Below are 25,116 nucleotides of genomic sequence, written 5' to 3' on the forward strand. Positions count from 1 at the left end.
CGGATCGGCCCGGCGTCAAGCGGTCAACCGGCGGCGACCGGCTGCGGAGGGAGTCCTTCTCCGCATGCTGCGGCGTCCACGCGCGCTCGACGTTCTCGCCTCTGGCCTCGACGGTGACGACGTCGGTCACGGCACCACCAACGTCGACATCAAGACACCGCTGCGCCTGGCCCTCGCCAGGATCGGCGGCCTGGACCCGCTGCACCTGCGGGTGGGGCCGGACGGACTGGAGGCTCGATCCGCGCGACGGCTCCATCGCGGACCCAACGGACCCGATCGTGCAGCAGTTCCTCATCTACCGAGCGCTGGTACGACCTGCAGCGCCGCACGCGTGCGAACCACCTCCCCGACATCCCCCACGCCCACCGCTGGATCTTCCACACCCTGACCGGCACACCCCCGCGCCTGGCACACCCTGCCATCGCGCCGACGACACCCTCACAGCGCCAGCAGTATGCGATTCCGCTGGCGCATCCTGCCGGCCGAGGCCGAACTCCTCACCCACGCCGCGCGCACGATCCTCGATGAGCACGGCATCGACGAACCCCTCCAGTGGGCCCTACGCCTTGCCCCTACCGCCCTTCGCCCACTGACCCTGCCGGGCCCGACCCGGACAGCATCACCGTGGCCGGGCTCCACGAGGCCGTCCGCGTCGGCGACTTCTCCATCGCCCAGGTCACCAAGAGGCTCAACACCACCACAGCACACGTCATCCATCTGCTGTCCCGACCCCCGGTCGACTGGAGCCCGCCCCGGTTCCGGCGTACCCAGCACACCGCCACCCGCATCAGGCGATGGCGTACGTGGTACGAACACGACCACTTGTCCCTTCAGGACATCGCCGACCGCGAAGGGACGAGTCTGGCCACCGTGCGTCCCGCCTTCCTCGAGAACGATGTCCCGATCCGCCCACCAGGAAGCTTTCGACGCCGACCGTGATCGGAGGATGCTCACAGAAGACCCAGCGCCGGCCCTCGATGATCAGCCGAGCGCCGACCGTTCCGGGTCCGGGTGGGCTTCCTGGGTGGCGGCCCAGGTGGTGAGGAGGCGCAGCCCTTCTTCGGAAGGGGAGCCGGGCTCGGCGGTGTAGATGGTGAGGGTGAGGCCGGGGGCAGCGGCCATTTCCAGACCCTCGAAGGAGAGGGAGAGGGCGCCGACGGCCTGGTGGTGGAAATGCTTGGTGCCGGTGCCGTGGTGGCGGACGTTGTGTGCACCCCACCGGGTACGGAAGTCGTCACTGCGGGTGCACAGCTCACCGACGAGGTCGTGCAGGTCCTTGTCGTGCGGGTTGCGGCCAGCTTCCGCACGCACGATGGCGACGGTGATGTCGGCGAAGGCGTCCCAGTTCGGGTAGAAGCGGCGGGCGGCGGGGTCGAGGAAGGTGAAGCGGGCCAGGTTCTGCTGGTTGCCCGGGGTGGCGTAGAGGTCGGTGTAGAAGGCGCGGAAGAGCTGGTTGGCGGCGAGGACGTCCATGCGCCCGTTGCGGACGAAGGCCGGTCCGGCGGTGATGGCGTCCAGGGTCCATTGGAGGCTGGGGTGCGGCTTCCACTGCTCCTTGGTCCGCCGGCGGCGAGGGCGGGAGAGGGCGTCGGAGCCGTCGGCGGCCTGGGCCAGGTTCACCAGGTGAGCGCGCTCCGCGTCGTCGAGCTGGAGAGCTCGGGCGAGAGCTTCGAGGACGGACGGGGAGACCCCGGCAAGGTTGCCACGCTCCAGTTTCGCGTAGTACTCGACGCTCATGTCGGCCAGGGCCGCGACCTCGCTGCGGCGCAGCCCCGGCACACGGCGCCGGGAACCTCCGGGCAGTCCGGCCCGGTCAGGGGTGATCTTCGCGCGCCGCGAGGTGAGGAACTCGCGGACCTCCTCACGGTTGTCCATGCCTTCGACGGTACGTCCCGTACACGGCCATAGGGATGTACTGCCAGTACACCCCTTGTCAGTGACTCGCTGCGCGCGTGAAGAGGGCGTTACCTGGAAGGCGTGCTGCTGCTCCTTCAGCCACCAAGGCGGCGAAGGAGCAGCTTCACGCCCCCCTCGGGCGATCCGCCGCCCGAGGCTCAGGGGCCCGCACCTGCAACCCGTAGGCAAAGGAGACTCTCATGCGCGGCGCAGTGATCCACTCCCCTGGCGACATCCGCTTCGAGGCTCTGGAAGACCCGAAGATCGAGCACCCGACCGACGCGATCATCCGCACGGCGGTGACCTGTGTGTGCGGGTCGGATCTGTGGCCGTACCGGGGTGCGGAGCCGACCGAGCACGCCCATCCGATGGGCCATGAGTACGTCGGCTTCGTGCAGGAGGTCGGCTCCGACGTCACCTCGGTCAAGCCGGGCCAGTTCGTCGTCGGCTCGTTCGCGACCTCCGACAACACCTGCGCGAACTGCCGCAACGGGTTCCAGTCGAACTGCCTGAACCGCGAGTTCATGTCCACCTGCCAGGCCGACTACGTCCGTATCCCCAACGCGCAGGGCACCCTCGTGGCCACCGACGGTGTGCCGGACGAGCGGTTCTGGCCGGGGCTTCTGGCCGTCTCGGACGTGATGGGCACCGGCTGGTGGGCCGCCGACGCCGCCGAGGTCAAGCCCGGCTCAACCGCCGTCGTCGTCGGCGACGGCGCGGTCGGCCTGTGCGCCGTGATCGCCGCCAAGGACCTGGGCGCGGAGCGCATCATCGCCATGTCCCGCCACGAGACCCGGCAGAAGCTCGCCCGGGAGTTCGGAGCGACCGACATCGTCACCGAGCGCGGCGAGGAAGGTGTCGCCCGGATCAAGGAGATGACCGGCGGGATCGGCGCCGACAGCGTCCTGGAGTGCGTCGGCACCGCCCAGTCCATGCAGCAGGCCCTCCACTCCGCCCGCCCCGGTGGCAACGTCGGCTTCGTCGGTGTCCCGCACGAGGTCGCCGTCGACGGCCAGGAGCTGTTCTTCTCCCACGTGGGCCTGCGCGGCGGCCCCGCCCCGGTACGCCGCTACCTGCCCGACCTGATCGACCGCGTCCTGTCTGGTCGGATCGACCCGGGCAAGGTCTTCGACCTCACCCTGCCCCTGGACCAGGTCGCCGAAGGCTACAAGGCCATGGACGAGCGCCGCGCCATCAAGACGCTCCTCAAGCCCTGATCACCGTGCCGCCGTACCCCCACCCGTACAAGGAGCTTTTCGTGCAGATCACCCGCAGCTCGATCGCCACCGTCAAGGGGCCCGCGGACTGGTTCACCGGCGACGTCTACATCGACGCCGTCGCCGCGGCACCCGCCCCCTCCCGGGTCACCGCCGCTCTGGTGCATTTCATGCCCGGCGCCCGCACCCACTGGCACCGCCACCCGCTGGGCCAGACCGTCTTCGTCACCGAAGGGATCGGTCTGTGCCAGCGCCGCGGCGGACCCGTGGAAGTCATCCGGCCCGGCGATCGCGTCCTGTTCGAGGCCGACGAGGAACACTGGCATGGTGCCGCGCCGAACCGGCTGATGGTCCACGTCGCCATCAACGAGGGCGACGATGACCACGACGTCGTGCACTGGCTGAACCCCGTCACCGACGAGGAGTACGCCGCGGCCCCGGCCACCAGCTGACCCCGGCCCCCCGGTCCGGCGCGCTGCACAGAGCACCGCGAACGAATGCCTCGTCGTGAAGCCGATCCGTGACCACACCGCTCCTTCCTCGGGCTGCCCCGGCGGGGCTCGCCCGCACCCACCTTGTCGAGGAGAACCACCGTGACCACCTTCGCCCTCGTCGGCGCCGGCCCCGGCCTGGGGCTCGCAGCCGCCCGTCGCTTCGGCACGGCGGGCCACCGCGTCGCCCTCCTCTCGCGGAGCGCCCAGCACCAGGACAACCTGGCCGCCGGACTGGCGAGGGAGAACATCCACGCCTGCGGCTTCACCGCCGACGTCCTCGACCCCGCCTCCCTCACCGCAGCCCTGCGTAAGGCTGCGGACACGCTGGGCCCCGTCGAGATCCTCCAGTTCAGCCCGGTGCCCCGAGGCGACTTCATGAAGCCGGTCCTGGACCACCGAGGCCGATCTGGATGACCCGCTGGCCTTCTCCGTCAAAGGGCCGCTCACCTGCGTGAAGACGGTCTTGCCCGGTATGCGGGAGCTGGGCCGGGGCACGCTGCTGTTCGTCAACGGCGGCAGCGAGGTACGCCCGCACCCACCGGGCCGGCACATCGATCGCGTTCGCCGCCGAGAGCGCCTACGCGGCGATGCTCCACACACCGCACTCGCCCCGGAGAACATCCACGCCGCGCAGCTCATCGTCCCCGGCGCGATCAGCCCCGACTCCGCGACCTCCAGCCCCACGACGCTGGCCGAGCGGCTGTACGGCCTGCACACCGACCGCAAGGGCTTCCGCCACTACGCCGAGCCCATGCCCGACCCGCAGAACAGCGCCCCGTGACCTACACCCTTCGCTGTGCCCTGACCGCCACCGCCGTCACCGGCGTCCTGTTGGTGACCGCGACCGCCTGCTCCGACGACTCACCCGCCGAGCAGACGCCGGCCACCGACTCCGCGTCATCGTCCACGTCCGGGCAGCCGCAGACCTCGGTGCCAGCAAGCGCGTCCGGCTCAGACAGGAGATCTCCGATGGACATCCGCGTCACCATCGACGGGCGGCCCGTCGACGCGACTTTGAACGACAGCCCCGCTGCCCGTGACCTCGCCTCCCTGCTCCCGCTCACCCTGAACCTGGAGGACTTCCACGGAACCGAGCGGATCGCCGACCCGCCCAGGAAGCTGACCACCGAAGGCGGTCCCGAACCGGCCGCAGCAAAGGTCGGAGACATCGCTTACTTCGCACCATGGGGCAACCTCGCCCTCTTCTACAAGAACGGCCCCGCCGCCTCCCCCGACCTGCTGATCCTCGGTCACATCGACACCGAAGCCGAACAGTTGTCCGAGGCTGATCGGATCACCATCGAGGCCGCCTCCTGACCTCGCCCACCCCACCTCCTCGTACGGAAAGAAGTCTTCGCATGTCCTCCGCCACCGGGTCCGCCCCCGGCAAGCTGCCCTTCGTCGTCTGGGTGCTCGCCGCTGGCACGTTCCTGATGGGCACCACCGAGTTCGTCATCGCCGGACTGCTGCCCGAGATGGCCGCCGACCTGAACGTGAGCGTGTCGCACGCCGGCCTGTTGATCACCGCGTTCGCCGTCGGCATGATCGTCGGCGGGCCCACGATGGCCATGGCCACCCTGCGCCTGCCCCAGCGCCACACCCTCATCGGCGCTCTCGCTGTCTTCGCCCTAGGGCACGCCGTCGCCGCGCTCAGCACCTCCTTCACTGTCGTGCTGATCGCCCGGGTGGTGACCGCCCTGGCCACCGGTGCCTTCTGGGCGGTCGGTTTCGTCATCGCCACCACCGCCGCCGGGCCCGCGAGCGCCACGCGGGCGGTCGGCGTCATGATGGGCGGCCTCACGCTGGCCAACGTCGTCGGCGTGCCGATCGGCTCGTTCGTCGGCCAGTACACCGGCTGGCGCGGCCCGTTCTGGGCGCTGGCCGTCCTCGCCGCGCTGGCCACCGCGTTCGTCGGCCGGTCCGTCCCCCGCACCGAGCAGCGGGCGGAGGTGTCGGTGCGGGCCGAGGTCCGCGCCCTCAAGCAGGGGCGGCTGTGGCTGGCGCTCGGCGCGGCCGTGCTGATCATGGGCGGAGTCCTGGCGACGTACACCTACATCACGCCGCTGCTGACCGACCGGGCGGGCATCCCGGCCGGCGCGGTTCCGCTGGTGCTGATCGCCTTCGGTGTCGGTGCGCTGGGCGGTACCGCGATCGGCGGGCGTCTGGGGGACCGTCGCCCGTTGGTCACGACGATCACCGCGTCGGCGGCCACCGCCCTCGTCCTGCTGGCCTTGATCCCGGCCTCCAGCAGCCCGGTGGCCGCCGTGGTCCTGGTCTTCGGCATGGCCGCGGCCGGGTTCACCGTCAACCCGGTCGTCACCTCCCTGGCCGTCCGCTTCGCCGGGGACGCCCCCACGCTCACGTCGGCGCTGACTACCTCCGGCTACAACACCGGCATCGCCGCTGGCTCCCTTGTCGCGGGCCGGGCCCTGGACTCCTCACTCGGCCTGAGCGGACCGGCCCTGGTCGGCGCGGTCTTCGCCGCGCTCACCCTGCTGCCCCTGATCGCCCTCGCGCTGCGCGGCACCGCCGCCCCCTCGCGGATCGTCGCCCACCACGCCACCGACGGCTGACCGCCATGGCCCACGAAATGGACCACGAGACCTCCTCGTACCGCTGTACGGGGTGAACGTCGACGATGTCGTGGTGCGCAGCGGCCGCCTGCACGTACACGGCAACCCGACGCGTGGCGAGACCTACCGGCAGCTGCTGGCCCGCAACGACCGCACACACCTTGAGGCCAACGGCTCCCTACGCCGGAGCCCCGGGTACCGAGCGGCACTCCCTGCACGCCTACAACGCGACCTTCACCGAGGTGGCGGTCGACGCCACTCTGTGCGGCGTGCTGCTCTCCCTGCCCCACGAGGGCGTCGTCGCCCTCAACCGCGTGACGGTCAACGCCTCCGTCACCACCCTCTTGGCGGGCGCCACCGGGACCACGTTGCTGCCCTTCAACGAGCACGCCCACTTCGCCGGCGACAGGCGTGCCATGCTCACCTACCGCTGAGTGCGCCCTCGACGACCGGGCCGTGCCGACGGCTCAGACCTCTGTCCGCGTGGCTGCCGCGGTCCCGGACATCGCCGGGGAGGCGTCGAAAAGCGCACGGACGGCGGCGGTGACCTGGGCGGCGACCACCTCGGGGCTGGAGGCGTCGAGCTTGCCGTCGAGGTGGAGGAACGCCAGGCCGTGGACCAGCGCCCACACGGTGGTGGACAGGGCGTCCGCGTCCACGCCGGGGAAGGTGGCCCGGACGATGCCGCGGACGTACTCCGAGATGGCGGCGGTCGCGGCGACCCGTTCCTCGCTGGTCGGATCGCAGGGCTCGGCGAACATGGCCCGAAACAGTGCCGGGTGCTCCAGGGCGAACTGGACGTAGGCGACGGCGACCGAGGCGAGTTCGTCGGGGGTCGAGGGCGCGGGATGGGCGGCGGCCAGATGTCCGGCCAGTTCGCGGTAGCCCTCGGCGGCGACGGCGGAGACGAGCGCTTCGCGGTCGGCGTAGTGGCGGTAGGGGGCCGTGGCCGACACCCCGGCGCGCCGGGCGACCGCGCGCAGCGAGAGACCCGCGCTGCCGTCCTCCTCGAGGAGCTCGCGCGCGGCTTGCAGGCAGGCGGCGCGCAGGTCGCCATGGTGGTAGGTGCCGGTCGGAGGCATGGGACACATCCTTAATGTTTACGATGTTCACATTCTGTCTCATATGTGAACGCCGTATACATCGTAAGTGATCGAAAAGGGAAGGGGGAACTGGGATGGCCAGCGCGCACTTCTCGGCTTTTCGCGGCGCGGCCCCGGTGGGGGCCGCTGCCGTACGACACGCTGTTCAGCGGACTCCGGCTGCCTTGAGCACCTTGAGCGCTCCGGTCAGGAGGCCGGCCCAGGACTCGGGGCTGATGCCCGACGGTGGGTAGAAGCCCTGGATGCGCTGGTGGGCGATGGTCTGGGGCTCGGTGTACTTGAGGATGCCGTCGGCGCCGTGGCGGCGGCCGAGCCCGGAGTCGCCCATGCCGCCCATCGGGGCGTCAACGCTGCCCCAGGCGGCGGCGAAGGCCTCGTTGACGTTGACGGTGCCGGCGTGGACGCGGGCGGCGACGGCCCGTCCGCGGGCTCCGTTGCGGCTCCAGACGCTGGCGTTGAGGCCGTAGGAGGTGGCGTTGGCCAGGGAGACGGCCTCGTCGACGTCGCGGTAGGTGTAGACGGAGACGACGGGGCCGAAGGTCTCGTGGCCGTACAGGGTCATCTCGGGAGTGACGTCGGTGAGGATCGTCGGTTCGTAGAACAGGGGCCCGAGGTCGGGCCGCGCCTTCCCGCCGGCGAGGACGGTGGCACCCTTGGCGACCGCGTCGTCGACGTGCTCGGTGACGGTCTTGAGCTGGGCGGGGGTGGTGAGGCTGCCGACGTCCACGCTGTAGTCGTACGCCGCGCCGATCTTGAGCTTCTTGGTGCGGGCGGTGAACGCGGCGACGAACTCGTCACGGATGGACTCGGCCACGTACAGGCGCTCGACGGAGACGCACAGCTGCCCGGCGGAGGGGAAGCAGGCGGCGACGGCGCCGTCGGCGGCCTTCTCGATGTCGGCGTCGTCGAGGACGATCATGGGGTTCTTGCCGCCGAGTTCGAGGGAGGCGCCGATCAGGCGCCGGCCCGCGTCGCTCGCGATCCGACGTCCGGTGGCGGTGGAGCCGGTGAACATCATGTAGTCGGCATTGTTCATCAGTGCGTCACCGATGGAGCTGCCCCGGCCGACCATCATCTGCCACACGTCCTTGGGCAGGCCGGCCTCGTACATGAGGTCCATCGACCACAGGGCGGTGAGGGCGGTCTGGGTGTCGGGCTTCTGCACGACCGCGTTGCCGGCCATGAGGGCGGCGATGGTGTCGCTGGCGGCCATGCTCAGCGGGTAGTTCCACGGAGAGATGACGGTGACGACGCCCTTGGGGTGGCGCAGCTCGGTGGTGTGGGTGAGCAGCGGGATCGCGCCGCGGCGGCGCTTGGGGGCGAGGTACTTGGCGGCGTTGCGGGCGTAGTAGCGGGAGATGATGCCGATGTCGACGACCTCGAGGAACGCGTCGCGGCGGGTCTTGCCGTTCTCGGCCTGCATCAGGTCGAGCGCCTCGTCCTGGCGGGCCAGGATGAGGTCGTGGTAACGCAGCAGGATCTTCTTGCGCTCCGCGATCGGCGTGGCGGCCCAGGTCTTCTGCGCGGTGCGGGCGCGGACGAACGCGGCCTCGACGTCGTCGGGGGTGGAGACCGGGAAGTCGGCCAGGGGGACGCCGGTGTAGGGGGCGCTGGTGGTGACCCGTGGGGCGTCCGGTGCCGCCGAGACCTGAGTGGTCAGCCGCTGGAGGAAGGACGGAGTGACGGATGCGGGAAGACCCAGACCGCGGGCGGTCGTCGGGCCGGCGGATGCGGTGGCCATGGCGGGACTCCTTCGTTACTTGCTTCGGCTCTGGACCGAGGTGGGGACCGGCATGTGCAGGGCGGCCTGGCCCTCGGTCATGACGTCGAACTGGATGGTCCGCTTCGGCTTGAGCGACCGCAGGTCGTCGGACATACGGCCCTCACCGAGCTGGAGAGCGATGCCGCTGGTGCTGCGCGTCGTGCCGGCGTTCAGCACGTTGGTCTGGTTCAGGGTGGAGTGCCACGCGCCGTCGATCTTCGTGTACGAGGTCAGCGAGCCGACGCGCTCCCCGCTCAGGTAGGCCCGCTGGGCGGGGGTGTTCGCCAGGAGCGACAGGTCCACTCCGCCGGAGTCGTTGCCCACGCGTGCGGTCGTCCGGTGGTTGTTGATGTCGACGTCGAGGTCGGTGACCCACTTGGGGAAGCCGTAGCCGTCGTGGCCGCGGACCTGCGCGATCTCCGTGCTGACCGGCAGCGACAGGACGTAGGAGTCGAGGTGCTCGTTCTTCAGGCCGGTGACGAGGTCGAAGAAGCCGAGCTTGCCGTGCCGCGCGGGCTTGACCGCGATACCGACGGCCGCTTCGGTGTAGAAGTCGATGTCGCACACGTCGTAGGAGAAGAACATGACCGAGACCAGGCCGAGGCCGGGCACGATCTCCAGCGGCGAGAGCTCCTCGGGCAGCCGGGCGCGGATCGCGCGGGACGGCGCGAGCATCGTGAGCCGGGCGGTCGAGATGCTGTAGTAGAAGTTCGGGGTGAGCGTGGGACCGATCGGGGAGTCGACCTTGTTCTTGGGGAGCTTCCGGAAGAAGTCCACGCTGCTGACACGTGGGTCCCGGTTGATCGCGTCGAGGTCGGGGTGCATGCGGTAGCGGTCGTACATGCCGCCCTTGGGAACCGAGACCTCGCGGCCCCCCAGGTCGACCTTGACGATGTCCTTCTGATTCGACGACATGGCGGTTTTCCTCACTTCGATGTAAGCGACGTATACATTGACTGTAGGGTGTTATGTTTGCAGCGTCAACACTTCGGACGGCCTCTGTGCGGCCCTCATTGCCTCTTTCCTAGCCGCCGATACGCGGTGGAGAGGATGCTGGACCACACCATGGCCACCGCTCCGGGCAGCACTGCGGGTTCGTGCGCGTGCGCTTCGGGGGGCCCGGTGGACGGCGCCTCTGCCGAAGCAGGAGACGTCGGGGAGTCGCTGTCGCCCGACTGTTCCCCGCTCAGGTCCGCGGCGTTCTGGGCCGGCTTCGCCATTCCCGTACTCCCTGTGCCTGGGTGGTGTCAGCCGACACCGCTCAGGCCGCGCTGTGGCGCTTCGACAGCCAGGCGCGGTAACTGCGCAGGGCCTTGCGCTGCCTGCGCTGTTCGGAGATCAGCGCGACCGCCGGGTGAGTGCCGGGCCTGGGGCTGCTGCCGCGGGCGAGGCGGCGCATCTGGTGGCGTACCTGAGCCATGCTCGCGGCGGACGCGAGGGCCTTGTCGGACCAGTTCACCGGCCGCATCTGTCGGTCGGCCTCGCGGCCCCGGCTCCAGCGGTCGGGCAGGTCGGGGGTGATGGCCAGGGCGGTGCCCATGCCGATGACCGCCACGCCGCTGTCGAGGACCTTCTCGCCGGTCGCGCGCTTGGTGATGCCTCCGGTGAGCATCAGGGGGAGCGGGCTGGTCTTGACCAGATCCTTGGCGAGGTCCAGGAAGTAGGCCTCGCGGGCCTGGGTGCGGGCGACGGCGGCCCGGACGGCGCGGACGATGTCGATCAGCATCCGAGCGCGGTTCTCCAGGGATCCGCCCCACTGGTCGGTGCGCTTGTTGACCAGGGGGGAGAGGAACTGGGAGAGCAGGTATCCGTGCGCAGCATGGACTTCGACGCCGTCGAAGCCGGCCTGCTCGGCGCGGCGCGCGGTCACCGCGTACCGTGCCACGGTCTCCTCGATCTGCTGCGGGGTCATGGCGGTCGGGCGGCCGAACCGGCTGCTGTGCTTGCCCAGGCTGACGCCGATGTCGGTCGGCCCCCAGACCACGCCGGGCATGTCGGAGGCCACCTGGCGGCCGGGGTGGTTGATCTGCATCCATATCGCACCGCCGCCGGCCTTCCCGGCCTTCGCCCATTCGACGAACGGTGCCAGGGGAGCGTTCTCGTCGAGCACGACACCGGCCGGGCCGGTCAGCGCCTCGGCATGAACCATGACGTTGCCGGTGATCAGCAGCCCGGTGCCGCCTTCGGCCCAGCGCCGGTACAGCGTGAGCAGCTGCTCGTCGGGAAGCTGGCCGTCACCGGCCATGTTCTCCTCCATGGCCGCCTTCGCGATCCGGTTCTTCAGCACCTGTCCGGAGCGCAGGGGCAGGGGTGAGAACAGTTCGCTGGTCATATGGGTCCCTCTTCCAGTGAGAGTACGAGAATGTTTGCACTACTCACATTAGCGGGCCGATGTAATCGGTGTAAACATCTTGGGGTGTGGGCTGCGTCGCAGGCGGTCGGCACGTGTCCGGCCGTCGGCCCGTCCCGGTGGGCGTCGAGGGCCATTCGGCAGCATCCCGCCTGCACGGGCAGCCGCTTGGCCGCATGAGACAGAGCACGCTGTCCGAGATGAGAGGCGCCGTCACTCCGCGGGCCACACTGCTGGTGATCGGAGTGATCGCCCTGCAGTTGCTTTTCGTCGCCTCCTATGTGGGAGCCCTGCACGAGCCCAGGCTCAAGGACGTGTCCTTCGGCGTGGTGGCGCCGGTGGCGGAGCAGACGGTGAGTCGTCTGGAAGGGCTGCCCGGTTCGCCGCTGGACCCGCGTGTGCTGCCCGACGAGAAGACGGCGCGAGACCAGATCGTGAACCGGGACATCTACGCGGCCCTGGTGGTGGACTCGGCCGGGACCACCGACGCGCTGCTGGTCGCCTCGGGCGGCGGCAGGGCCCTGTCCCTGGCGCTCGGCGCGCTCACCGCCGGGCTGGACGAGAGGCAGGGGCGTGACGTCCGGACGGTGGACGTGGCTGCGGCCTCCCCGCACGACTTCAACGGCCTGTCCTCGTTCTACCTGGTCATCGGCTGGTGCGTCGGTGCGTATCTGTGTGCGTCGATCCTGGCGATCAGTGCCGGCGCGCGGCTGGCCAATCCGGCCCGCGCGGCGACCCGTCTGGGCACCATGACGCTGGTCGCACTCCTCGGGGGACTGGGCGGCGCGGTCATCGTCGGGCCGGTGCTGGGCGCACTTCCGGGCAGCGTGTGGGCGTTGTGGGGGCTCGGTGCGCTGCTCATCTTCGCTGTCGGCGCCGCCACGCTCGCTCTCCAGGGCCTCTTCGGCGTCATCGGCATCGGCCTGGCGATCCTGCTGATCGTCATCGCGGGCAACCCGAGCGCGGGCGGTGCCTTTCCCGCCCCGATGCTGCCGCCGTTCTGGCAGGCGATCGGTCCGGCCCTGCCGCCGGGGGCGGGTACCTGGGCAGCCCGCTCGATCTCCTATTTCCACGGCAATGGCATGACGTCCGCCCTGCTGGTGCTGTCGGCCTGGGCGGTCGCCGGCGTCCTGATCACCACGCTCGTGGCGGTACTCAGGCAACGCCGGGCCGCAGAGGCAGGCCCTTACGGAGCCGAAGCGGGTGGTGCCGCGGGGCGGCCGGGGGCAACGGCGTAGAGGCGGGCGAGCCGGTCGGTCAGGCGTGGGGGATCTGCACGAACCCGAACACGTCGTCGACGAGTGCGGCGAGGGAGAAGTCCGCGCCGCCGTCGGCCCAGCGCATCAGGGCCACGTCGAAGCAGCCCAGCGCGGTGTTGATCATCGTGTGGGCTTTGAGGTCCACGTCCGGGCTCGCGGGGCCGATCCGGGACGCGATCTCGGGCAGGAGCGCGTCGGTCCAGGCCAGATGCTTCTCGAGGTAGCGCGCGCGCAGACCGGGCGTGTGGCAGATGACGCGGGTCGCCCGCTTCCAGCGTCCCGGATCGGCGTCCATCTGATCGGCGGCCGTGCGGAAGGTGTCCCGCAGGGCGTCCCACGCAGGCTTTCCCTCGAGGTGCCCGAGCAGTTCGTCCCGGACCTCTTCGGCGGTCGGGATGCGGTCGCCGAAGACGACGTCCTCCTTGCTGCTGAAGTAGCGGAAGAAGCTGCGCTGGGAGATGCCCGCCGCCGCGACGATGTCGGCCACGGTGACCTGGTCGAAACCGGCGGTGTCGAAGAGTTCGAGGGCTGTGTCGGCCAGGGCTTCGGTGACGGCCTGGCGAGTCTTCATGCGCAGGCCGGGCGCTGTCGTCTCCCTCATGCGGGCAGCCTACCAGTGCCAAACATGGCAGCCTGTGTCAGTAGTGGCGTACTGTGTCAGTCATGGAAGGTGCGGGGGCGTGGCCTTGGCCGGTCGCCTGCACTTCTTGCGGGGCAGATGATGGTTTGAGCCCTTTGTGGTGCATCTCGTTGATGCGGCCATCGCCGGTGAATCCGTTTCGGCAAGAGGAGGGTCTGTTGTGACCAGGGTGTTGTTCGTTGTGTCTGCAGCTGATCGGTGGACGTTGCGGGACGGGGAGGTGCATCCGTCGGGGTTCTGGGGTGAGGAACTCGCGATGCCGCACAAGATCTTCAGCCGCGCGGGGTGGGAGATCACCATCGCGACGCCGGGCGGACGGATCCCGACGCTCGACCGGTTGAGCATGTCGAGGACCGCGGGGTGGCCGTCGAAACTACGTGAGGTCGCCTCGTATCTGGATTCGATCCAAGGCGAACTGAACAGTCCGCGGTCACTCGACGACATCGATCCGGACGACTTCGACGTCGTGTTCTACCCAGGCGGGCACGGTCCGATGGAGGACCTGTCGGTCGACCCGGTCTCCGGCGCCCTGCTGACGCGGGTGCTTGCTTCGGGCAAGCCACTGGCGTTGCTGTGCCATGCGCCGGCGGCCGCGTTCGCGGCGAAGAACGAGGACGGGTCCTGGCCGTTCACCGGCTATCGGATGACGGGGCTGTCGAACCTGGAGGAGAAGTTCAACAGTTTCGGCCGTAAGGCCATCTGGCTGCTGGAGGACCGACTGCGGGAGAGCGGCGCGGAGTACTCCAAGGCCCGCCTGCCGCTGCGGCCGTACGTGGTGGTCGACCGCAACCTCTACACGGGGCAGAACCCACCATCCTCCGAACGCCTCGCCGAACGCCTCGTCGCCGATGTCGACGCGGCGGCAAAGGCCCGTTAGCCGCGACCCGGCACCACACAGTCCCCACCGCTCGGATGGAAGGCCCGGCACCCATGACCGGCACAGCCGCCCCCGTGGCACAGCAGCACCAGGACATCCCGGAGACCGTCGTACGACTCCGGGGCACCTTCGACACGGGCGTCACCCGGTCGGCAGCCTGGCGCCGACGCCAGCTTCACGCCCTGCGACGCCTGCTCCGGGACCACACGCCGGCCATCGAGGAAGCCCTCTACGACGACCTGCGCAAAGGGCGCACCGAGTCACACCTCACCGAGATCGGCGGAGTCCTGGCCGAGATCGAGCACGCCCTGCGCCACCTCGACCGCTGGATGAGGCCCCGACGGGTCTCCGTGCCCCTGAACCTGAAGCCAGCCACGGCCCGCATCCACCCCGAACCCCTCGGCGTCTGCCTGATCATCGCGCCCTGGAACTATCCGCTGACACTCACGCTGAACCCCCTGGTGGGCGCTCTGTCAGCCGGCAACGCGGCTGTCGTCAAGCCGAGCGAACTCGCTCCCGCCACCAGCGCGTTGCTCGCCGACCTCCTGCCCCGCCACCTGGAGGCCGTCGCCGTCGTCGAAGGAGCCGTCGAGGAGACGACGCTGCTGCTCGACCAGCGCTTCGACCACATCTTCTATACGGGCAACGGCACCGTCGGCCGCATCGTGGCCGCTGCGGCGGCGAAGAACCTGACCCCCGTCACCCTGGAACTCGGCGGCAAGTCACCCGTGTTCATCGACGAGACCGCCGACATGGCCGTCACCGCGCGCCGGCTGGCCTGGGGCAAGTTCACCAACGCCGGCCAGACCTGTGTCGCACCCGACTACGCCCTCGTCACCCACGCCGCCCGTGACTCCCTGCTGGATGCACTGCCCGGAGCGGTCCAACAGATGTTCGGCATCGACCCTCGTACCAGCTCCGATTACGGGCGCATCGTCAACGACCGCCACTTCCATCGACTGACCGGCCTCACGCGAGCGGGCGACCTCCTCACTGGAGGCGCCTTCGACGCGGACGAACGCTACATCGCCCCCACCGTGCTGACCGACGTGCCGCCCGAGGCCCCCGTCATGACCGAGGAGATCTTCGGCCCGATCCTCCCGGTCCTGACCGTACGAGACGTCCACGAGGCCATCGACTTCATCAACGCCCGCGACAAGCCGCTCTCCCTGTACGCGTTCACCCGCGACAAGGCGGCCCGGCAAGCCCTGTTGGAGAGGACCTCTTCCGGAGGACTCGTGTACAACGCGCCGATGATCCACCTCGGCGTACCGAACCTGCCGTTCGGCGGCGTCGGAGAATCCGGCATGGGCGCCTATCACGGCAAGACGTCCTTCGACACCTTCAGCCACCGCAAGCCGGTCCTCTCCAAGCCCACCAGACCCGACACCCTGCGCCTCGTCTACGCACCGCACACCTCCCGGTCCTTCGCCCTCATCGCCAGGGCCGTCTCCCGGACCCACCCGCTCCTCGGAAGGAAGCGATGACCAGCCGCATCGTCCTGCTCGGCGCCACCGGCTACACCGGTGACCTCGTCCTCAGCGCACTGTTGCGCAGAGGCGTGAGGCCCACGGTGGCCGGACGCAACCCCGCCGCACTGGGCGCGCTGGCCGAACGCTCCGGCGGACTGGACCGCCTGGTGGTCGACGCCGGCACCCCCGACGGCCTGAGAAAGCACCTGCGGCGCGGCGATGTTCTGATCACCACCGTCGGGCCCTTCGAACGCTTCGGCTTCCCCGTCGCACAGGCCGCCGCCGACGCGGGCGCCCATTACCTCGACTCCACCGGTGAAGTCGGATTCGTCCGCGCCCTGCACGCCCGGCACCACCAACGCGCCCGCGAGACCGGCGCGGTAATGCTGCCGGCCTTCGGGTACGACTATGTGCCCGGCATCCTCGCCGCGGCCCTGGCCGTCCGGAAGGCAGGACCGACCGCACGCGCCGTCGACATCGGCTACTTCGCCACCGGGCCCATCTGGCGCGGGATCAGCCAAGGGACACGCACGACCATGCGCGACGGCATGACCCTGCCCTCGACCCGCCGGCACCGGCACCGGCTCGTCGACGAACGCACCGCCTCCCGCGTCCACCGCTTCACCGTGCGGGGCCGCCGCAAGTCCGCGTTCCTCGTCTCCGGCACCGAAGTGCTGTTCCTGCCGGAAGAGTTCCCGTTCCTCGACGACGTCACCGTCTACAACGGCTGGTTCCCCGAGCTCAGCCGCCCCCTGTCCCTCTACTCGGCTCTGGTCAACGCCACCACACGGCTCCCCGCGGGCCGCAGACTGACCGACGCGCTGACCCGGCCGCTCCTCATCGGCCCGCCGGGCGGCCCCGACGCGGCCCTGCGCGAACGGATCCCCTCCCACGTCGTCGCCGTCGCGTCCCCCCACGTCGGCGGTGCGCCGCCGGCGGAGGTCCACTTGGAGGGTCCCAACCCCTACACTCTCACCGGCGAACTCATCGCCTGGGCCGCCGATCGCCTCACCACTCACCCCGGCGCCACACCCGGCGTCGTGGGACCCACGGCCGCCTTCGGGCTCGACACGCTCCGCCAGGGCTGCGCCGAGCTCGGACTCGTCACGGTCTGACCTGCGGGTGTGGCCGGACTGCCGGCGGAACTTCCATGCGACGGGACTCCAGCCTGCCGGGTTGCGCGTGTGCGGCAGGCGGGGACCATGGGACGGAGAACCAGAAGCGGTGCGCACGGTGATGCACTCCGTCGGCCCGCCACCGGCGGGCGGGCGCCCCAGCTCACCGGGAGGCCCTCATGAAAGAACCCGGCGACCCTCTCGGCCCGTGGACGGACCGTCTGGTCCGGCTCGACCCCGGCATCTCCCCGCAGGACGCCCGCGGGTTCGTGCACGACCTGTACGTCCGGGCCCAGGCCGACCGCGACGAAGAACGGGCGGAAGCCGACTTCGAGCGAGAGGAATGACCCATGGGAAACCTGTCACCGGGGTTCCATGGGAAGCCCGGCGACCTCATGTCCCGGCTCCCACCGGGGCAGTACCCGACGGAGTCCTTTCCCGTCCTGTCCGCCGGGCCCACGCCCCACATCCCGACCGACCGGTGGTCGTTCACCGTGACCAGCGAGGCCGGCGACAGCCGTGCGTGGACGTGGGAGGAGGTGATGGCGCTCCCGCAGGAGGAGCCCACCGTCGACATCCACTGCGTGACCCGCTGGTCGAAATTCGACACCCACTGGCGCGGAGTCCCCCTCGACGCCCTCCTCGACGAGGTGGAGACCGCCGCCGACTTCGTCGTCGCCGAGTCCTTCGACGGCTACACCACCAATCTGCCGCTGGAGGACGTCACCGATGGCAAGGCATGGCTGGCGCACTCCTTCGACGGCTACGCGCTCTCCCCGGACCACGGCGGACCCGCCCGGCTCGTGATTCCCCACCTGTACTTCTGGAAGTCGGTCAAGTGGGTCAAGGGCCTCATCCTCACGCTGGACAACGAACCGGGCTTCTGGGAGTCCGCCGGCTACCACGACTACGGCGACCCCTGGCGCGAGCAGCGTTACTGGAGTGACTGATGCACGGGTGGCGACGGGCCCGCCTCACGGAGCGGACGCGGCAGACCACGACCGGCCGCACGCTGGAGTTCGAGGTCTCGCTGTGGCCGGGACACCTGCCCGGTCAGCATGTCGACGTACGGCTGACCGCCGACAACGGGTACCAGGCCGTGCGGAGTTACTCGCTCGCCGCTCCCGCCGACACCGACAGCATCGAGCTGGGAGTTCAGGCCGCGCTCGGAGGAGAGGTCTCCCCGTACCTGGCCGACGATCTTCCTGTGGGCGCCGAGGTCGAGATCAAGGGACCGCTCGGAGGCTGGTTCGTGTGGACGCCGCGGGACCGCGGCCCGCTCCTGCTGATCGCCGGAGGCTCCGGCATCGTGCCTCTGATGGCGATGCTGCGCGCACGCCTCGCGTCGGTGTCGGACGACCCCTGCGTACTCCTCTACTCCGTGCGCTCCCCGGACGAGGTCTGGTACGCCACGGAGCTCGACGCCGCCGCTGATGTCGTCGGCGTCCGGCGCCTCTACACCCGCGCCGCGCCCGACGGCTCCCAACGCCCCGCGGGGCGCATGACGGAACTCGACCTGGCGGCCCTGCCGTCCCCAGCCCGCTGCTACGTCTGCGGACCGACCGGATTCGTGGAGCACGCCGGCGCCCTGCTCCTGGAGGCCGGACACACACCCGACCGGATCCGTACCGAACGCTTCGGCTGACCCACCAACGCGCCGCACGGGGAGGAACCCTGCGATGAACCAGCACCCCTTGTACGTCGACGGGAACGCCCTGGCCGGCCCGCTCGGAGAGGTGTTCGCCGTCGACCCGACCACGGCCTGGCGCCTGTGCCCCTCCTGCCGTCTGCCCGCGACCATGGCCCAGTTGCACGTCTACGGCCCCGAGCCCGGCCTGACCGCCCGCTGCCCCGGCTGCGCCGCCATCGCCCTGCGCGTCGTCGCCCAGCCCCGCCACCTCTGGCTCCAGTTGGGCAGCGGAGCAGGCGCCTTCCGCTTCACCCTTCCCCCCACCGGACCATGAGCCGCGATGGCGTGACCTCCGGGCCGGAGGCCCGCCGTGGCCGACGAAAACCGTCCCGTCCCGGGCCCTTCCGTCAGGCGTCCTTCAGGTGAATGCCCCTGGTCTCCCGCATGAGATAGCACGCGACACCCGTCAACGAGCACAACAGCATGATGTAGAGGCTGGAGAGCCGGCCCACGCCGTACTCGTTGAAGAGCTGGTTCAGATACGGTGCAGTGCCGCCGAAGACGGCGACGGAGACGGAGTACGCGAAGCCGATGCCCTGAGTGCGAACCCGTGTCGGGAAGGTCTCCGACATCGTGGCGGACAGAAGCGCTCCAGGGATGGCCACGACGGCAAGCGCGACCGAGGAAGCCACCAGGAGCGTCCAACCCGCCGAGCCGATCAGGCTGGTGAGAGGAATCTGCAACGCGATCATCAGGGCCGCGAACGTGATCATCATGGGACGGCGGCCGACCCTGTCGGAGAGGCGGCCCCACACAGGGAGGGTGGTCAGAGCGATGCACTGAGCGGCGACAGAACACCAGTAGGCGACGCCGGCATCCATGCCCATCCGGGTGATGGCGTAGGTGGACACGTACGAGGTCCAGGTGTAATGGGCCGCGGTGATGCCCGAAGTCATCGTGATGACGAGCAGGACCGCACGGACCAGCTGCCGGCGCGGCAACGGCTGGATCTCGTCACTCGACTTCTCGTCCGAGAACACTTCGCTCTCGTCCATGCTGCGGCGCAGGTAGAGAGCGGCGAGGGCGAGAAGGGCTCCGAAGACGAAGGGGATGCGCCAGCCCCACTGGCCGACCGCGCTGTCGGACAGCAGTGATGTCACCGCCCCGCCCACCGAATAGGCGAGGGCCGAGCCCCCGAAGATCGCGACGAAGACGATGCTTCCCCACAGTCCGCGGCTCTCGCTCGGTGCGATCTCCGCGACGTAGGTGTTGGCCGTCGCGGACTCGCCGCCGTGGGCGAAGCCCTGCGCCATGCGGGCGAGCAGGAGAATCAGCGAGGCCCAGGCGCCGATGGAGGCGTAGGTGGGCATGAGGCCGATGACGAGACTTCCGCCGGCCATCATCAGCATGGTGGTGACCAGGACGAACTTGCGCCCCCGCCGGTCGGCGATCCGGCCGAAGACGATGCCGCCCAGCGGGCGCATCAGGAAGCCGACCGCGAACACGGCGAGAGTCGACAGCAGTGCCGACACCTGATCGGACGAGCTGAACATCACGCCCGCGATGAAGGGCGCGAACACCGCGTAGGCGCTCCACTCGTACCATTCGAGGACGTTGCCGACCGTGCTGGCGAACAGGGACCTGCGTCTCGACCGCAGGGTGGGCGATGGGGCGGCTTCCTCCCCGGTCACCGGCTCGGGCCCTGTCTTCGCGTTCCTCATGACTGCTCCTTCACTGTTTTCGGGCAGGGCGGAGCGACGTCCGGTGCCCAGAGGTGAGGTGATGCGGAGAGGCTGTCAGGCGTCAGGTGCGGGTGGCCGTGGTCAGGCCGGCGTACTGCGCGGCCGCCTCCAGCAGACGGGGGACGCCGGTCTCCAGCGACGGACCGAAGTCCGTGTCGTGCGGACGTTCGCCGCGGCGCCAGCGGGTGTAGATCGCCTCGCAGAAGATGGCCGCCTTCCACAGGGCGAGGGTCTGGTACCAGGGGAGCGGGGTGAGGTCGAGGCCCGTGCGGGACCGGTAGCGTTCTGCCAGTTGGAGCCTGGTGAGGTAGCCGGGCGCCCGGGTCACCGGGGTCAGTTCCAGCGGAGTCGAGGGCGCACCGGCCTCGGAGTAGGTGGCGGTCAGGTAGCCCAGGTCCGCCAGCGGATCACCGAGCGTGGCCATCTCCCAGTCCAGGACCGCGAGGACCCCGGCGGGTGCCTGCGGAGCGAACATGAGGTTGCCCATGCGGTAGTCACCGTGGACCACCGCGGCGGACTGGCTCGCCGGCAGGTTGCGTCCGAGCCAGTCCGCGATCCGTTCCACGGCCGGGAGACCGCGCGAGGCGTTGACCTCCCACAGTTCGCTGAAGCGGTCGACCTGGCGGCGGAGGTATCCGTCGGGGGAGCCCAGGGAGGCGAGTTCCCCTCCGGTCACATCGATGTGGTGCAGGGCGACCAGGGTGTCGACGACCGCCAGGCTGGTGGCGCGGCGCTGTTCGAGTGAGGAGAGGTGGGGCGGGATCGTGTCGGTCACGACCGTCCCCTCGATGCGGGACATGAGGTAGAACGGCACGCCCAGGAGCGACTCGTCCTCGCAGACCGCGACGATTTCGGGCACCGGCACCCCGTGCCCGCGCAGCAGCTTCTGGATGCGTGCCTCGCGCACCATGTCGTGCGTCGACCTCGGCAGCGGCGGGCGCGGGCCGCGGCGCAGGACGACGTGGTCGCCGCCGCGCTCGATCAGGTAGGTGACGTTGGACTGGCCGTCGCCGATGCGCTGCCACGCGATCGGGCCGTGGCCGACACCGTGCGCGTCCAGGAACGCGGTGACCGTGTCGACGACCAGAAGGGGAGGACTTTCGAGATGCCGGGCCACGTCCCAAGCGGCGACCACCTCCAGCCCGTCGGGGACCGTGTGCATCACGCGTCTCCGCCCCGACCGACGACGGCGTCGCCCCGGTAGCGCTCACCGGCCCGGACCGCCGCGCTCCTGGCGGCCGAGGCACGGCGGGCGATCGCCCACCGGTGGGTCTCGTTGGAGCCGTCGTAGATACGGAACGGGCGGACCTCGTTCAGGTACTGCGCCAGCGGAAGCCCGTCGGAGACACCGTCGCCGCCACAGATCTGGACCGCGCGGTCGATGACACGGAAGATCGCCTCCGAGCAGTGCACCTTGGCGATGGAGGACATCGCCGAGCCCGCCTTCGGGTCGGTCTGCAGGAGAGCCGCGGTCTTGGTGATGATCGCGTCGGACGTCTCGATGTCGATCACCGACTCGGCGATGAGGTGCTGCGCCAGACCGAGCGAGTCGAGCGGACCGCCGAACAGCTCCCGCCTCCCGGCCCGGTCCAGGGAGATGTCGAGTGCCCGCCGTGCCAGTCCCAGCCACCGCATGCAGTGGGTGAGCCGCGCCGGGCCCAGCCGTACCTGCGCGTACCGGAAACCGAGCCCCACCTCGCCCAGCACACGGTCGTCGGGGACGAAGCAGTCCTGGAGGTGGAGGTGCGGGTGGCCGCCGTCGATGGAGCGGTCGACGGTGTGGATCGCCTCGCCGACCCTGACGCCCGGGTTCGTCATGTCGACGAGGAACATGGTGGCCCCTTCCGGGAAGCCGTCCACGGCCGGGGTGCGTGCCATCACGATGCAGAAGCCGGCGCCGACGGCGCCGCTGATGAACCGCTTGTGGCCGTCGATGACCCAGCCGCCCGAGGCTCGCACGGCACTCGTCCGCAGGGCCGCCGGGTCGGACCCGGCGCCCGGATGGGGCTCGGTCATGCCGAAGCAGGACCTGATGTCTCCCGAGGCCAGCGGCACGAGGTACCGCTTCTTCTGCTCCTCGGTAGCGATCAGGTTGAGCATGTGCATGTTCCCCTCGTCGGGTGCCATGCAGTTGAGCGCACTGGGGCCGATCGGCGAGTAGCCGGCCTCCTGGAGGATCGGCGACCAGTGTTCGATGGGCACCCCCTGACCGCCGTACTCCTTCGGCACGTGCGGCGCGAAGACTCCCGCGTCCTTCGCGGCCGCCTGGAGCCGGTCACGTGTGGCCTGGTCGAGGCGTTCGCCGGGCGCGGGTTCTGCGTCGATGACGACGTCGCGTACGAACCGGCGCGTGCGCTCGCGCAGGTCCGCCACCTCGGGAGGGAGGTGAGGCAGAGTCATGACTGTCCTTTCGAGATGGGACGCGGTGTTCATGCGGTGCCGCCGGCGACCGTGAGACCGCCGTCGACGGTGAGGACCTGGCCGGTGACCCAGGAGGAGTCGTCGGAGGCCAGATAGGCCACTGCGGCGGCGATGTCGTACGGCGCACCCAGGCGTTTCATGGGGTAGTCCTCGGCCACCTGGTCCTCCTTGCCCTCGTAGAGGGCCCTGGCGAACCGCGTCTTCACCACGGCCGGTGCCACGGCGTTGACGCGGACGTCCGGGCCGAGCTCGACGGCGAGGGTCCTGGTCAGGTGGGACACCGCCGCCTTGCTCACCCCGTAGAGCCCGATCCCCGGCGCCGGGTCTCACCGGTCACCGAGGAGAGCTTGACGACGGTTCCGTGGCGCTCGGCGAAGCGGAGAGCCCTGTGCGCCACCGCGCCCTGGACCCAGGCGAGGGTGGCGAGGACGTTGGCCTCCAGCACCTTGCGGGCGACGTCGAAGTCCAGCTCGGTGAGGGGGCCGTAGGCCGGATTGATGCCCGCGTTGTTCACGAGGACGTCGAGCCCGCCGAACTCGCGCACGACGGCGTCGAATACCTCGCGACGGTGCTCGGGATCGTCCGCCTTGCCGGCGACGGTGATGACGCTGTCCCGGGGGGAGAGCGGCCGCGGCCTCTTCGAGCGGTCCGGCGTTGCGGGCGGTGATGCACACCCGCGCCCCTTCGGACACGAGTCGTTCGGCGATCGCGAGGCCGATGCCCCGGCTCGCGCCGGTCACGACGGCGGTGCGGCCGGAGAACCGGCCCGGCACGGCGTGGTTCTGGTCCAACGGATCAGCCCTTCGCGGCGGAGGACGGCCCCGTGGTGTCCGCCTTGCGGAGTTCGGCGCGCCGGATCTTGCCGCTCTGGGTCTTGGGGAGGTCGGCGATGAAGCGGATCCGCCGGGGACACTTGTAGGCGGCCAGCCGGTCGCGGGAGAAGGCGATCAGCTCCTCCTGCGTGAGACTCGCACCCGACTTGAGCGAGACGTAGGCGACGACCGTCTCGCCGCGGTACTCGTCCGGCTCACCGACGACGGCGGCCTCGTGCACCGCCGGGTGCTCGTACAGCGCGTCCTCGACCTCGCGCGGCCAGACCTTGTACCCGGACACGTTGATCTGGTCCTTCAGCCGGTCCACCAGGTAGACCCAGCCCTCCTCGTCGATGAGGGCGACATCACCGGTACGCAGGCGCCCGCCGCCCATCGTCCGCTCGGTGGCGTCGGGCTTCTCCCAGTACCCGGGCACCACCTGTGGCCCGCTGAGTTCGAGCTCGCCCTGTACCCCGGCGGGCGCCGGCTTGCCGTGGAGATCGACGACGCGCGCTGTGAGGTGCGGCAGCGGCATTCCGATGGACAATGTCCCGCTCGGCCGATGGACCGGCGCCTGGCGTCCGGGCGGCACGGCGATGACGGCCGATGTCGTCTCGGTCATCCCGTAGCCGTTGTGGATGTAGACGCCGAACCGCTCCTGGAACCGCTCGACGGTCGCCGGCGGGATCGGCGCACCCCCGGAGTACAGGGTCTTCACCGAGGAGAAGTGCCGCGCTTCGGCCCACGGCAGCTCGTAGATCGCGTTGTACGCCGTGATGGAGCCGATGGTGAAGGTCACGCCGTGCTCGGCGAAGGCCTCCAGGGCGACTTCGGGGTGGAAGCGGCCGGTGAGGACGAGCGTGGTGTCGGTGAGCAGCGAGATCGTCGCGTTGACCACGGCGCCGGTGATGTGGAACAGCGGGGCGACGGCGAGGACGACGTCCCCGTCGCTCACACCGGTCCACGCCGCGCACGTCGTGACCACGCTGAGCACGTTGCCGTGGGTGTTCATCGCACCCTTCGGCGGCCCGGTCGTCCCGGAGGTGTACGTCAGGAACGCCACGTCGTCCCGGCTCAGCCCGACCGGCGCGGGCCGGGCACCGGCGAACTCCTCGATCAGCCCGACGAGATCGCCGTCCGGTGCCGGGGCGGAGCGCTCCGTCGTCGCGAAGACCCGCGGATCGTTCCGGGTCTGGTAGTCCAGCGCGGACGTGCTGATCAACCACCGGACCGTGCTTCCGGTGAGGGTCTCCAGCGTCTCCTCGGTGTCGGTGTCCGCGCAGACCATCCCGATCGCGCCGGCGTCGTCGATGATCCGGCGCAGCTCCTGCCGCCGGTACATCGGGTTGAGCCCCAGCGCCGTGGCTCCCAGCTTCCACAGGGCCAGCAGCACGAGGGCGTACTGCGGGACGTTCTGCAGATAGACGCCGACGCGGTCACCGCGGCCGGCTCCCCGGGACTCGAACGCGGCGGCGAGGGCGTCCGACGCCATGTCCGCCTCCCCGGCCGACATCACGCCGTCGAAGTAGCGCAGCGCGGGGGCGTCGGGGTTCTTCGCCACGCGAGCGGCCCACGCGGCCACGAGCGAGTCGTGGGCGTCCGGCGTCCCCGATTCGGTATCGGTGGGGATCGACGAACCCCACGGGGGCTCTTCAGGAACTGTCACTACTCGTCCCTCCTGCCCACGGCATGCGCAGGCTGCCAATGGCTACCGAGCGCTCGCTCGGTGCGCGATGTGCGACGATAGGGCTAC

At 70.1% G+C, this 25,116-nt stretch carries 25 protein-coding genes and 3 pseudogenes; 16 read left to right on the forward strand and 12 right to left on the reverse strand.

What is annotated here, in order from left to right:
* Positions 1 to 32 precede the first annotated feature (32 nt).
* Together IEZ05_RS36280 and IEZ05_RS10450 are read left to right on the forward strand one after the other, a co-directional pair.
* A pseudogene (locus IEZ05_RS36280) lies at positions 33 to 229 on the forward strand (SWIM zinc finger family protein); the annotation flags it as partial.
* A 395-nt stretch (positions 230 to 624) separates the two neighbouring features.
* The gene (locus tag IEZ05_RS10450) at positions 625 to 939 is read left to right on the forward strand and encodes a hypothetical protein (protein ID WP_189229725.1); all 315 of its coding nucleotides are present in this window, start codon (positions 625 to 627) and stop codon (positions 937 to 939) included.
* A gap of 42 nt (positions 940 to 981) precedes the next feature.
* Here the strand turns inward: IEZ05_RS10450 and IEZ05_RS10455 are convergent, their stop codons facing one another.
* Positions 982 to 1,875: a helix-turn-helix transcriptional regulator gene (locus IEZ05_RS10455; protein WP_189229726.1), complete on the reverse strand. Its 894-nt coding sequence runs from the start codon at positions 1,873 to 1,875 to the stop codon at positions 982 to 984.
* Between the two features lie 221 nt (positions 1,876 to 2,096).
* Between IEZ05_RS10455 and IEZ05_RS10460 the strand changes: the two genes are divergently transcribed.
* From IEZ05_RS10460 to IEZ05_RS10470, 3 genes and pseudogenes are all read left to right on the forward strand, one after another.
* Entirely contained in the window at positions 2,097 to 3,113 is a 1,017-nt protein-coding gene (locus IEZ05_RS10460; protein ID WP_189229727.1) for a zinc-dependent alcohol dehydrogenase family protein, read from the forward strand.
* A gap of 41 nt (positions 3,114 to 3,154) precedes the next feature.
* Positions 3,155 to 3,565 (forward strand): (R)-mandelonitrile lyase, encoded by a 411-nt coding sequence (locus IEZ05_RS10465; RefSeq protein WP_189229728.1) that lies wholly within the window; start codon positions 3,155 to 3,157, stop codon positions 3,563 to 3,565.
* Positions 3,566 to 3,706: 141 nt separating this feature from the next.
* Positions 3,707 to 4,388, forward strand: a pseudogene (locus IEZ05_RS10470) (SDR family NAD(P)-dependent oxidoreductase).
* A 1-nt stretch (position 4,389) separates the two neighbouring features.
* On the opposite strand, the gene IEZ05_RS10475 reads toward IEZ05_RS10470, so the two are convergent.
* Positions 4,390 to 4,584, reverse strand: coding sequence for a hypothetical protein (locus tag IEZ05_RS10475; protein WP_189229729.1), 195 nt, complete (start codon positions 4,582 to 4,584; stop codon positions 4,390 to 4,392).
* On the opposite strand from IEZ05_RS10475, the gene IEZ05_RS10480 reads away from it, so the two are divergent.
* The 3 genes from IEZ05_RS10480 (at position 4,577) to IEZ05_RS37055 (ending at position 6,614) form a co-directional block, all read left to right on the forward strand.
* On the forward strand, positions 4,577 to 4,924 hold the full coding sequence (locus tag IEZ05_RS10480) for a cyclophilin-like fold protein (RefSeq protein WP_189229730.1): 348 nt from the start codon (positions 4,577 to 4,579) through the stop codon (positions 4,922 to 4,924). The genes IEZ05_RS10475 and IEZ05_RS10480 overlap by 8 nt on opposite strands.
* A gap of 41 nt (positions 4,925 to 4,965) precedes the next feature.
* Positions 4,966 to 6,180, forward strand: a complete 1,215-nt coding sequence (locus IEZ05_RS10485) for an MFS transporter (RefSeq protein WP_189229731.1) — start codon at positions 4,966 to 4,968, stop codon at positions 6,178 to 6,180.
* 161 nt (positions 6,181 to 6,341) lie between these two features.
* Positions 6,342 to 6,614: a hypothetical protein gene (locus tag IEZ05_RS37055; protein WP_373298740.1), complete on the forward strand. Its 273-nt coding sequence runs from the start codon at positions 6,342 to 6,344 to the stop codon at positions 6,612 to 6,614.
* Between the two features lie 33 nt (positions 6,615 to 6,647).
* Here IEZ05_RS37055 and IEZ05_RS10495 read toward each other — a convergent pair whose 3' ends face one another.
* The 4 genes from IEZ05_RS10495 to IEZ05_RS10510 all read right to left on the reverse strand — a co-directional run bounded on the left by IEZ05_RS10495 (position 6,648) and on the right by IEZ05_RS10510 (position 11,377).
* Positions 6,648 to 7,262 carry a TetR/AcrR family transcriptional regulator gene (locus IEZ05_RS10495; protein ID WP_189229732.1) on the reverse strand — a complete coding sequence of 205 codons (615 nt, stop codon included), beginning with the start codon at positions 7,260 to 7,262 and terminating at the stop codon, positions 6,648 to 6,650.
* A gap of 166 nt (positions 7,263 to 7,428) precedes the next feature.
* Positions 7,429 to 9,024, reverse strand: coding sequence for a succinic semialdehyde dehydrogenase (locus IEZ05_RS10500; protein WP_189229733.1), 1,596 nt, complete (start codon positions 9,022 to 9,024; stop codon positions 7,429 to 7,431).
* A gap of 15 nt (positions 9,025 to 9,039) precedes the next feature.
* Positions 9,040 to 9,960, reverse strand: a complete 921-nt coding sequence (locus IEZ05_RS10505; protein WP_189229734.1) for an acetoacetate decarboxylase family protein — start codon at positions 9,958 to 9,960, stop codon at positions 9,040 to 9,042.
* Positions 9,961 to 10,306: 346 nt separating this feature from the next.
* Positions 10,307 to 11,377 carry an oxidoreductase gene (locus IEZ05_RS10510; RefSeq protein WP_189229735.1) on the reverse strand — a complete coding sequence of 357 codons (1,071 nt, stop codon included), beginning with the start codon at positions 11,375 to 11,377 and terminating at the stop codon, positions 10,307 to 10,309.
* A 194-nt stretch (positions 11,378 to 11,571) separates the two neighbouring features.
* Between IEZ05_RS10510 and IEZ05_RS10515 the strand changes: the two genes are divergently transcribed.
* On the forward strand, positions 11,572 to 12,633 hold the full coding sequence (locus tag IEZ05_RS10515) for a DUF3533 domain-containing protein (RefSeq protein ID WP_189229736.1): 1,062 nt from the start codon (positions 11,572 to 11,574) through the stop codon (positions 12,631 to 12,633).
* A 19-nt stretch (positions 12,634 to 12,652) separates the two neighbouring features.
* Here the strand turns inward: IEZ05_RS10515 and IEZ05_RS10520 are convergent, their stop codons facing one another.
* On the reverse strand, positions 12,653 to 13,255 hold the full coding sequence (locus IEZ05_RS10520; protein ID WP_229869651.1) for a TetR family transcriptional regulator: 603 nt from the start codon (positions 13,253 to 13,255) through the stop codon (positions 12,653 to 12,655).
* Between the two features lie 199 nt (positions 13,256 to 13,454).
* Between IEZ05_RS10520 and IEZ05_RS10525 the strand changes: the two genes are divergently transcribed.
* From IEZ05_RS10525 to IEZ05_RS10555, 7 genes are all read left to right on the forward strand, one after another.
* Positions 13,455 to 14,171, forward strand: a complete 717-nt coding sequence (locus IEZ05_RS10525) for a type 1 glutamine amidotransferase domain-containing protein (RefSeq protein ID WP_189229737.1) — start codon at positions 13,455 to 13,457, stop codon at positions 14,169 to 14,171.
* Between the two features lie 53 nt (positions 14,172 to 14,224).
* Positions 14,225 to 15,658: an aldehyde dehydrogenase family protein gene (locus IEZ05_RS10530; protein ID WP_189229738.1), complete on the forward strand. Its 1,434-nt coding sequence runs from the start codon at positions 14,225 to 14,227 to the stop codon at positions 15,656 to 15,658.
* Positions 15,655 to 16,758 carry a saccharopine dehydrogenase family protein gene (locus tag IEZ05_RS10535; RefSeq protein ID WP_189229739.1) on the forward strand — a complete coding sequence of 368 codons (1,104 nt, stop codon included), beginning with the start codon at positions 15,655 to 15,657 and terminating at the stop codon, positions 16,756 to 16,758. Before IEZ05_RS10530 ends, IEZ05_RS10535 begins: the two co-directional genes overlap by 4 nt.
* A 179-nt stretch (positions 16,759 to 16,937) precedes the next feature.
* Entirely contained in the window at positions 16,938 to 17,105 is a 168-nt protein-coding gene (locus IEZ05_RS10540) for a hypothetical protein (protein WP_189229740.1), read from the forward strand.
* A gap of 3 nt (positions 17,106 to 17,108) precedes the next feature.
* Positions 17,109 to 17,708 carry a molybdopterin-dependent oxidoreductase gene (locus IEZ05_RS10545; RefSeq protein WP_189229741.1) on the forward strand — a complete coding sequence of 200 codons (600 nt, stop codon included), beginning with the start codon at positions 17,109 to 17,111 and terminating at the stop codon, positions 17,706 to 17,708.
* Positions 17,708 to 18,403: an FAD-binding oxidoreductase gene (locus IEZ05_RS10550; protein ID WP_189229742.1), complete on the forward strand. Its 696-nt coding sequence runs from the start codon at positions 17,708 to 17,710 to the stop codon at positions 18,401 to 18,403. The genes IEZ05_RS10545 and IEZ05_RS10550 overlap by 1 nt, the downstream gene beginning before the upstream one ends.
* A gap of 34 nt (positions 18,404 to 18,437) precedes the next feature.
* Positions 18,438 to 18,722 (forward strand): DUF6510 family protein, encoded by a 285-nt coding sequence (locus tag IEZ05_RS10555; protein WP_189229743.1) that lies wholly within the window; start codon positions 18,438 to 18,440, stop codon positions 18,720 to 18,722.
* 73 nt (positions 18,723 to 18,795) lie between these two features.
* Here IEZ05_RS10555 and IEZ05_RS10560 read toward each other — a convergent pair whose 3' ends face one another.
* The 5 genes and pseudogenes from IEZ05_RS10560 to IEZ05_RS10580 form a co-directional block, all read right to left on the reverse strand.
* Positions 18,796 to 20,109 (reverse strand): MFS transporter, encoded by a 1,314-nt coding sequence (locus tag IEZ05_RS10560; protein WP_189229744.1) that lies wholly within the window; start codon positions 20,107 to 20,109, stop codon positions 18,796 to 18,798.
* An 82-nt stretch (positions 20,110 to 20,191) separates the two neighbouring features.
* Positions 20,192 to 21,292, reverse strand: a complete 1,101-nt coding sequence (locus IEZ05_RS10565) for a phosphotransferase family protein (protein ID WP_229869652.1) — start codon at positions 21,290 to 21,292, stop codon at positions 20,192 to 20,194.
* Entirely contained in the window at positions 21,292 to 22,530 is a 1,239-nt protein-coding gene (locus IEZ05_RS10570; protein ID WP_189229746.1) for an acyl-CoA dehydrogenase family protein, read from the reverse strand. Before IEZ05_RS10570 ends, IEZ05_RS10565 begins: the two co-directional genes overlap by 1 nt.
* Positions 22,531 to 22,559: 29 nt before the next feature.
* Positions 22,560 to 23,342 (reverse strand): annotated as a pseudogene (locus tag IEZ05_RS10575) (SDR family oxidoreductase).
* A 4-nt stretch (positions 23,343 to 23,346) separates the two neighbouring features.
* Positions 23,347 to 25,029 carry a class I adenylate-forming enzyme family protein gene (locus tag IEZ05_RS10580; RefSeq protein WP_229869653.1) on the reverse strand — a complete coding sequence of 561 codons (1,683 nt, stop codon included), beginning with the start codon at positions 25,027 to 25,029 and terminating at the stop codon, positions 23,347 to 23,349.
* Between the last annotated feature and the right edge of the window lie 87 nt (positions 25,030 to 25,116).

It is taken from the genome of Streptomyces flaveolus, from assembly GCF_014648815.1.
In the GTDB taxonomy this organism is placed as follows: domain Bacteria; phylum Actinomycetota; class Actinomycetes; order Streptomycetales; family Streptomycetaceae; genus Streptomyces; species Streptomyces flaveolus.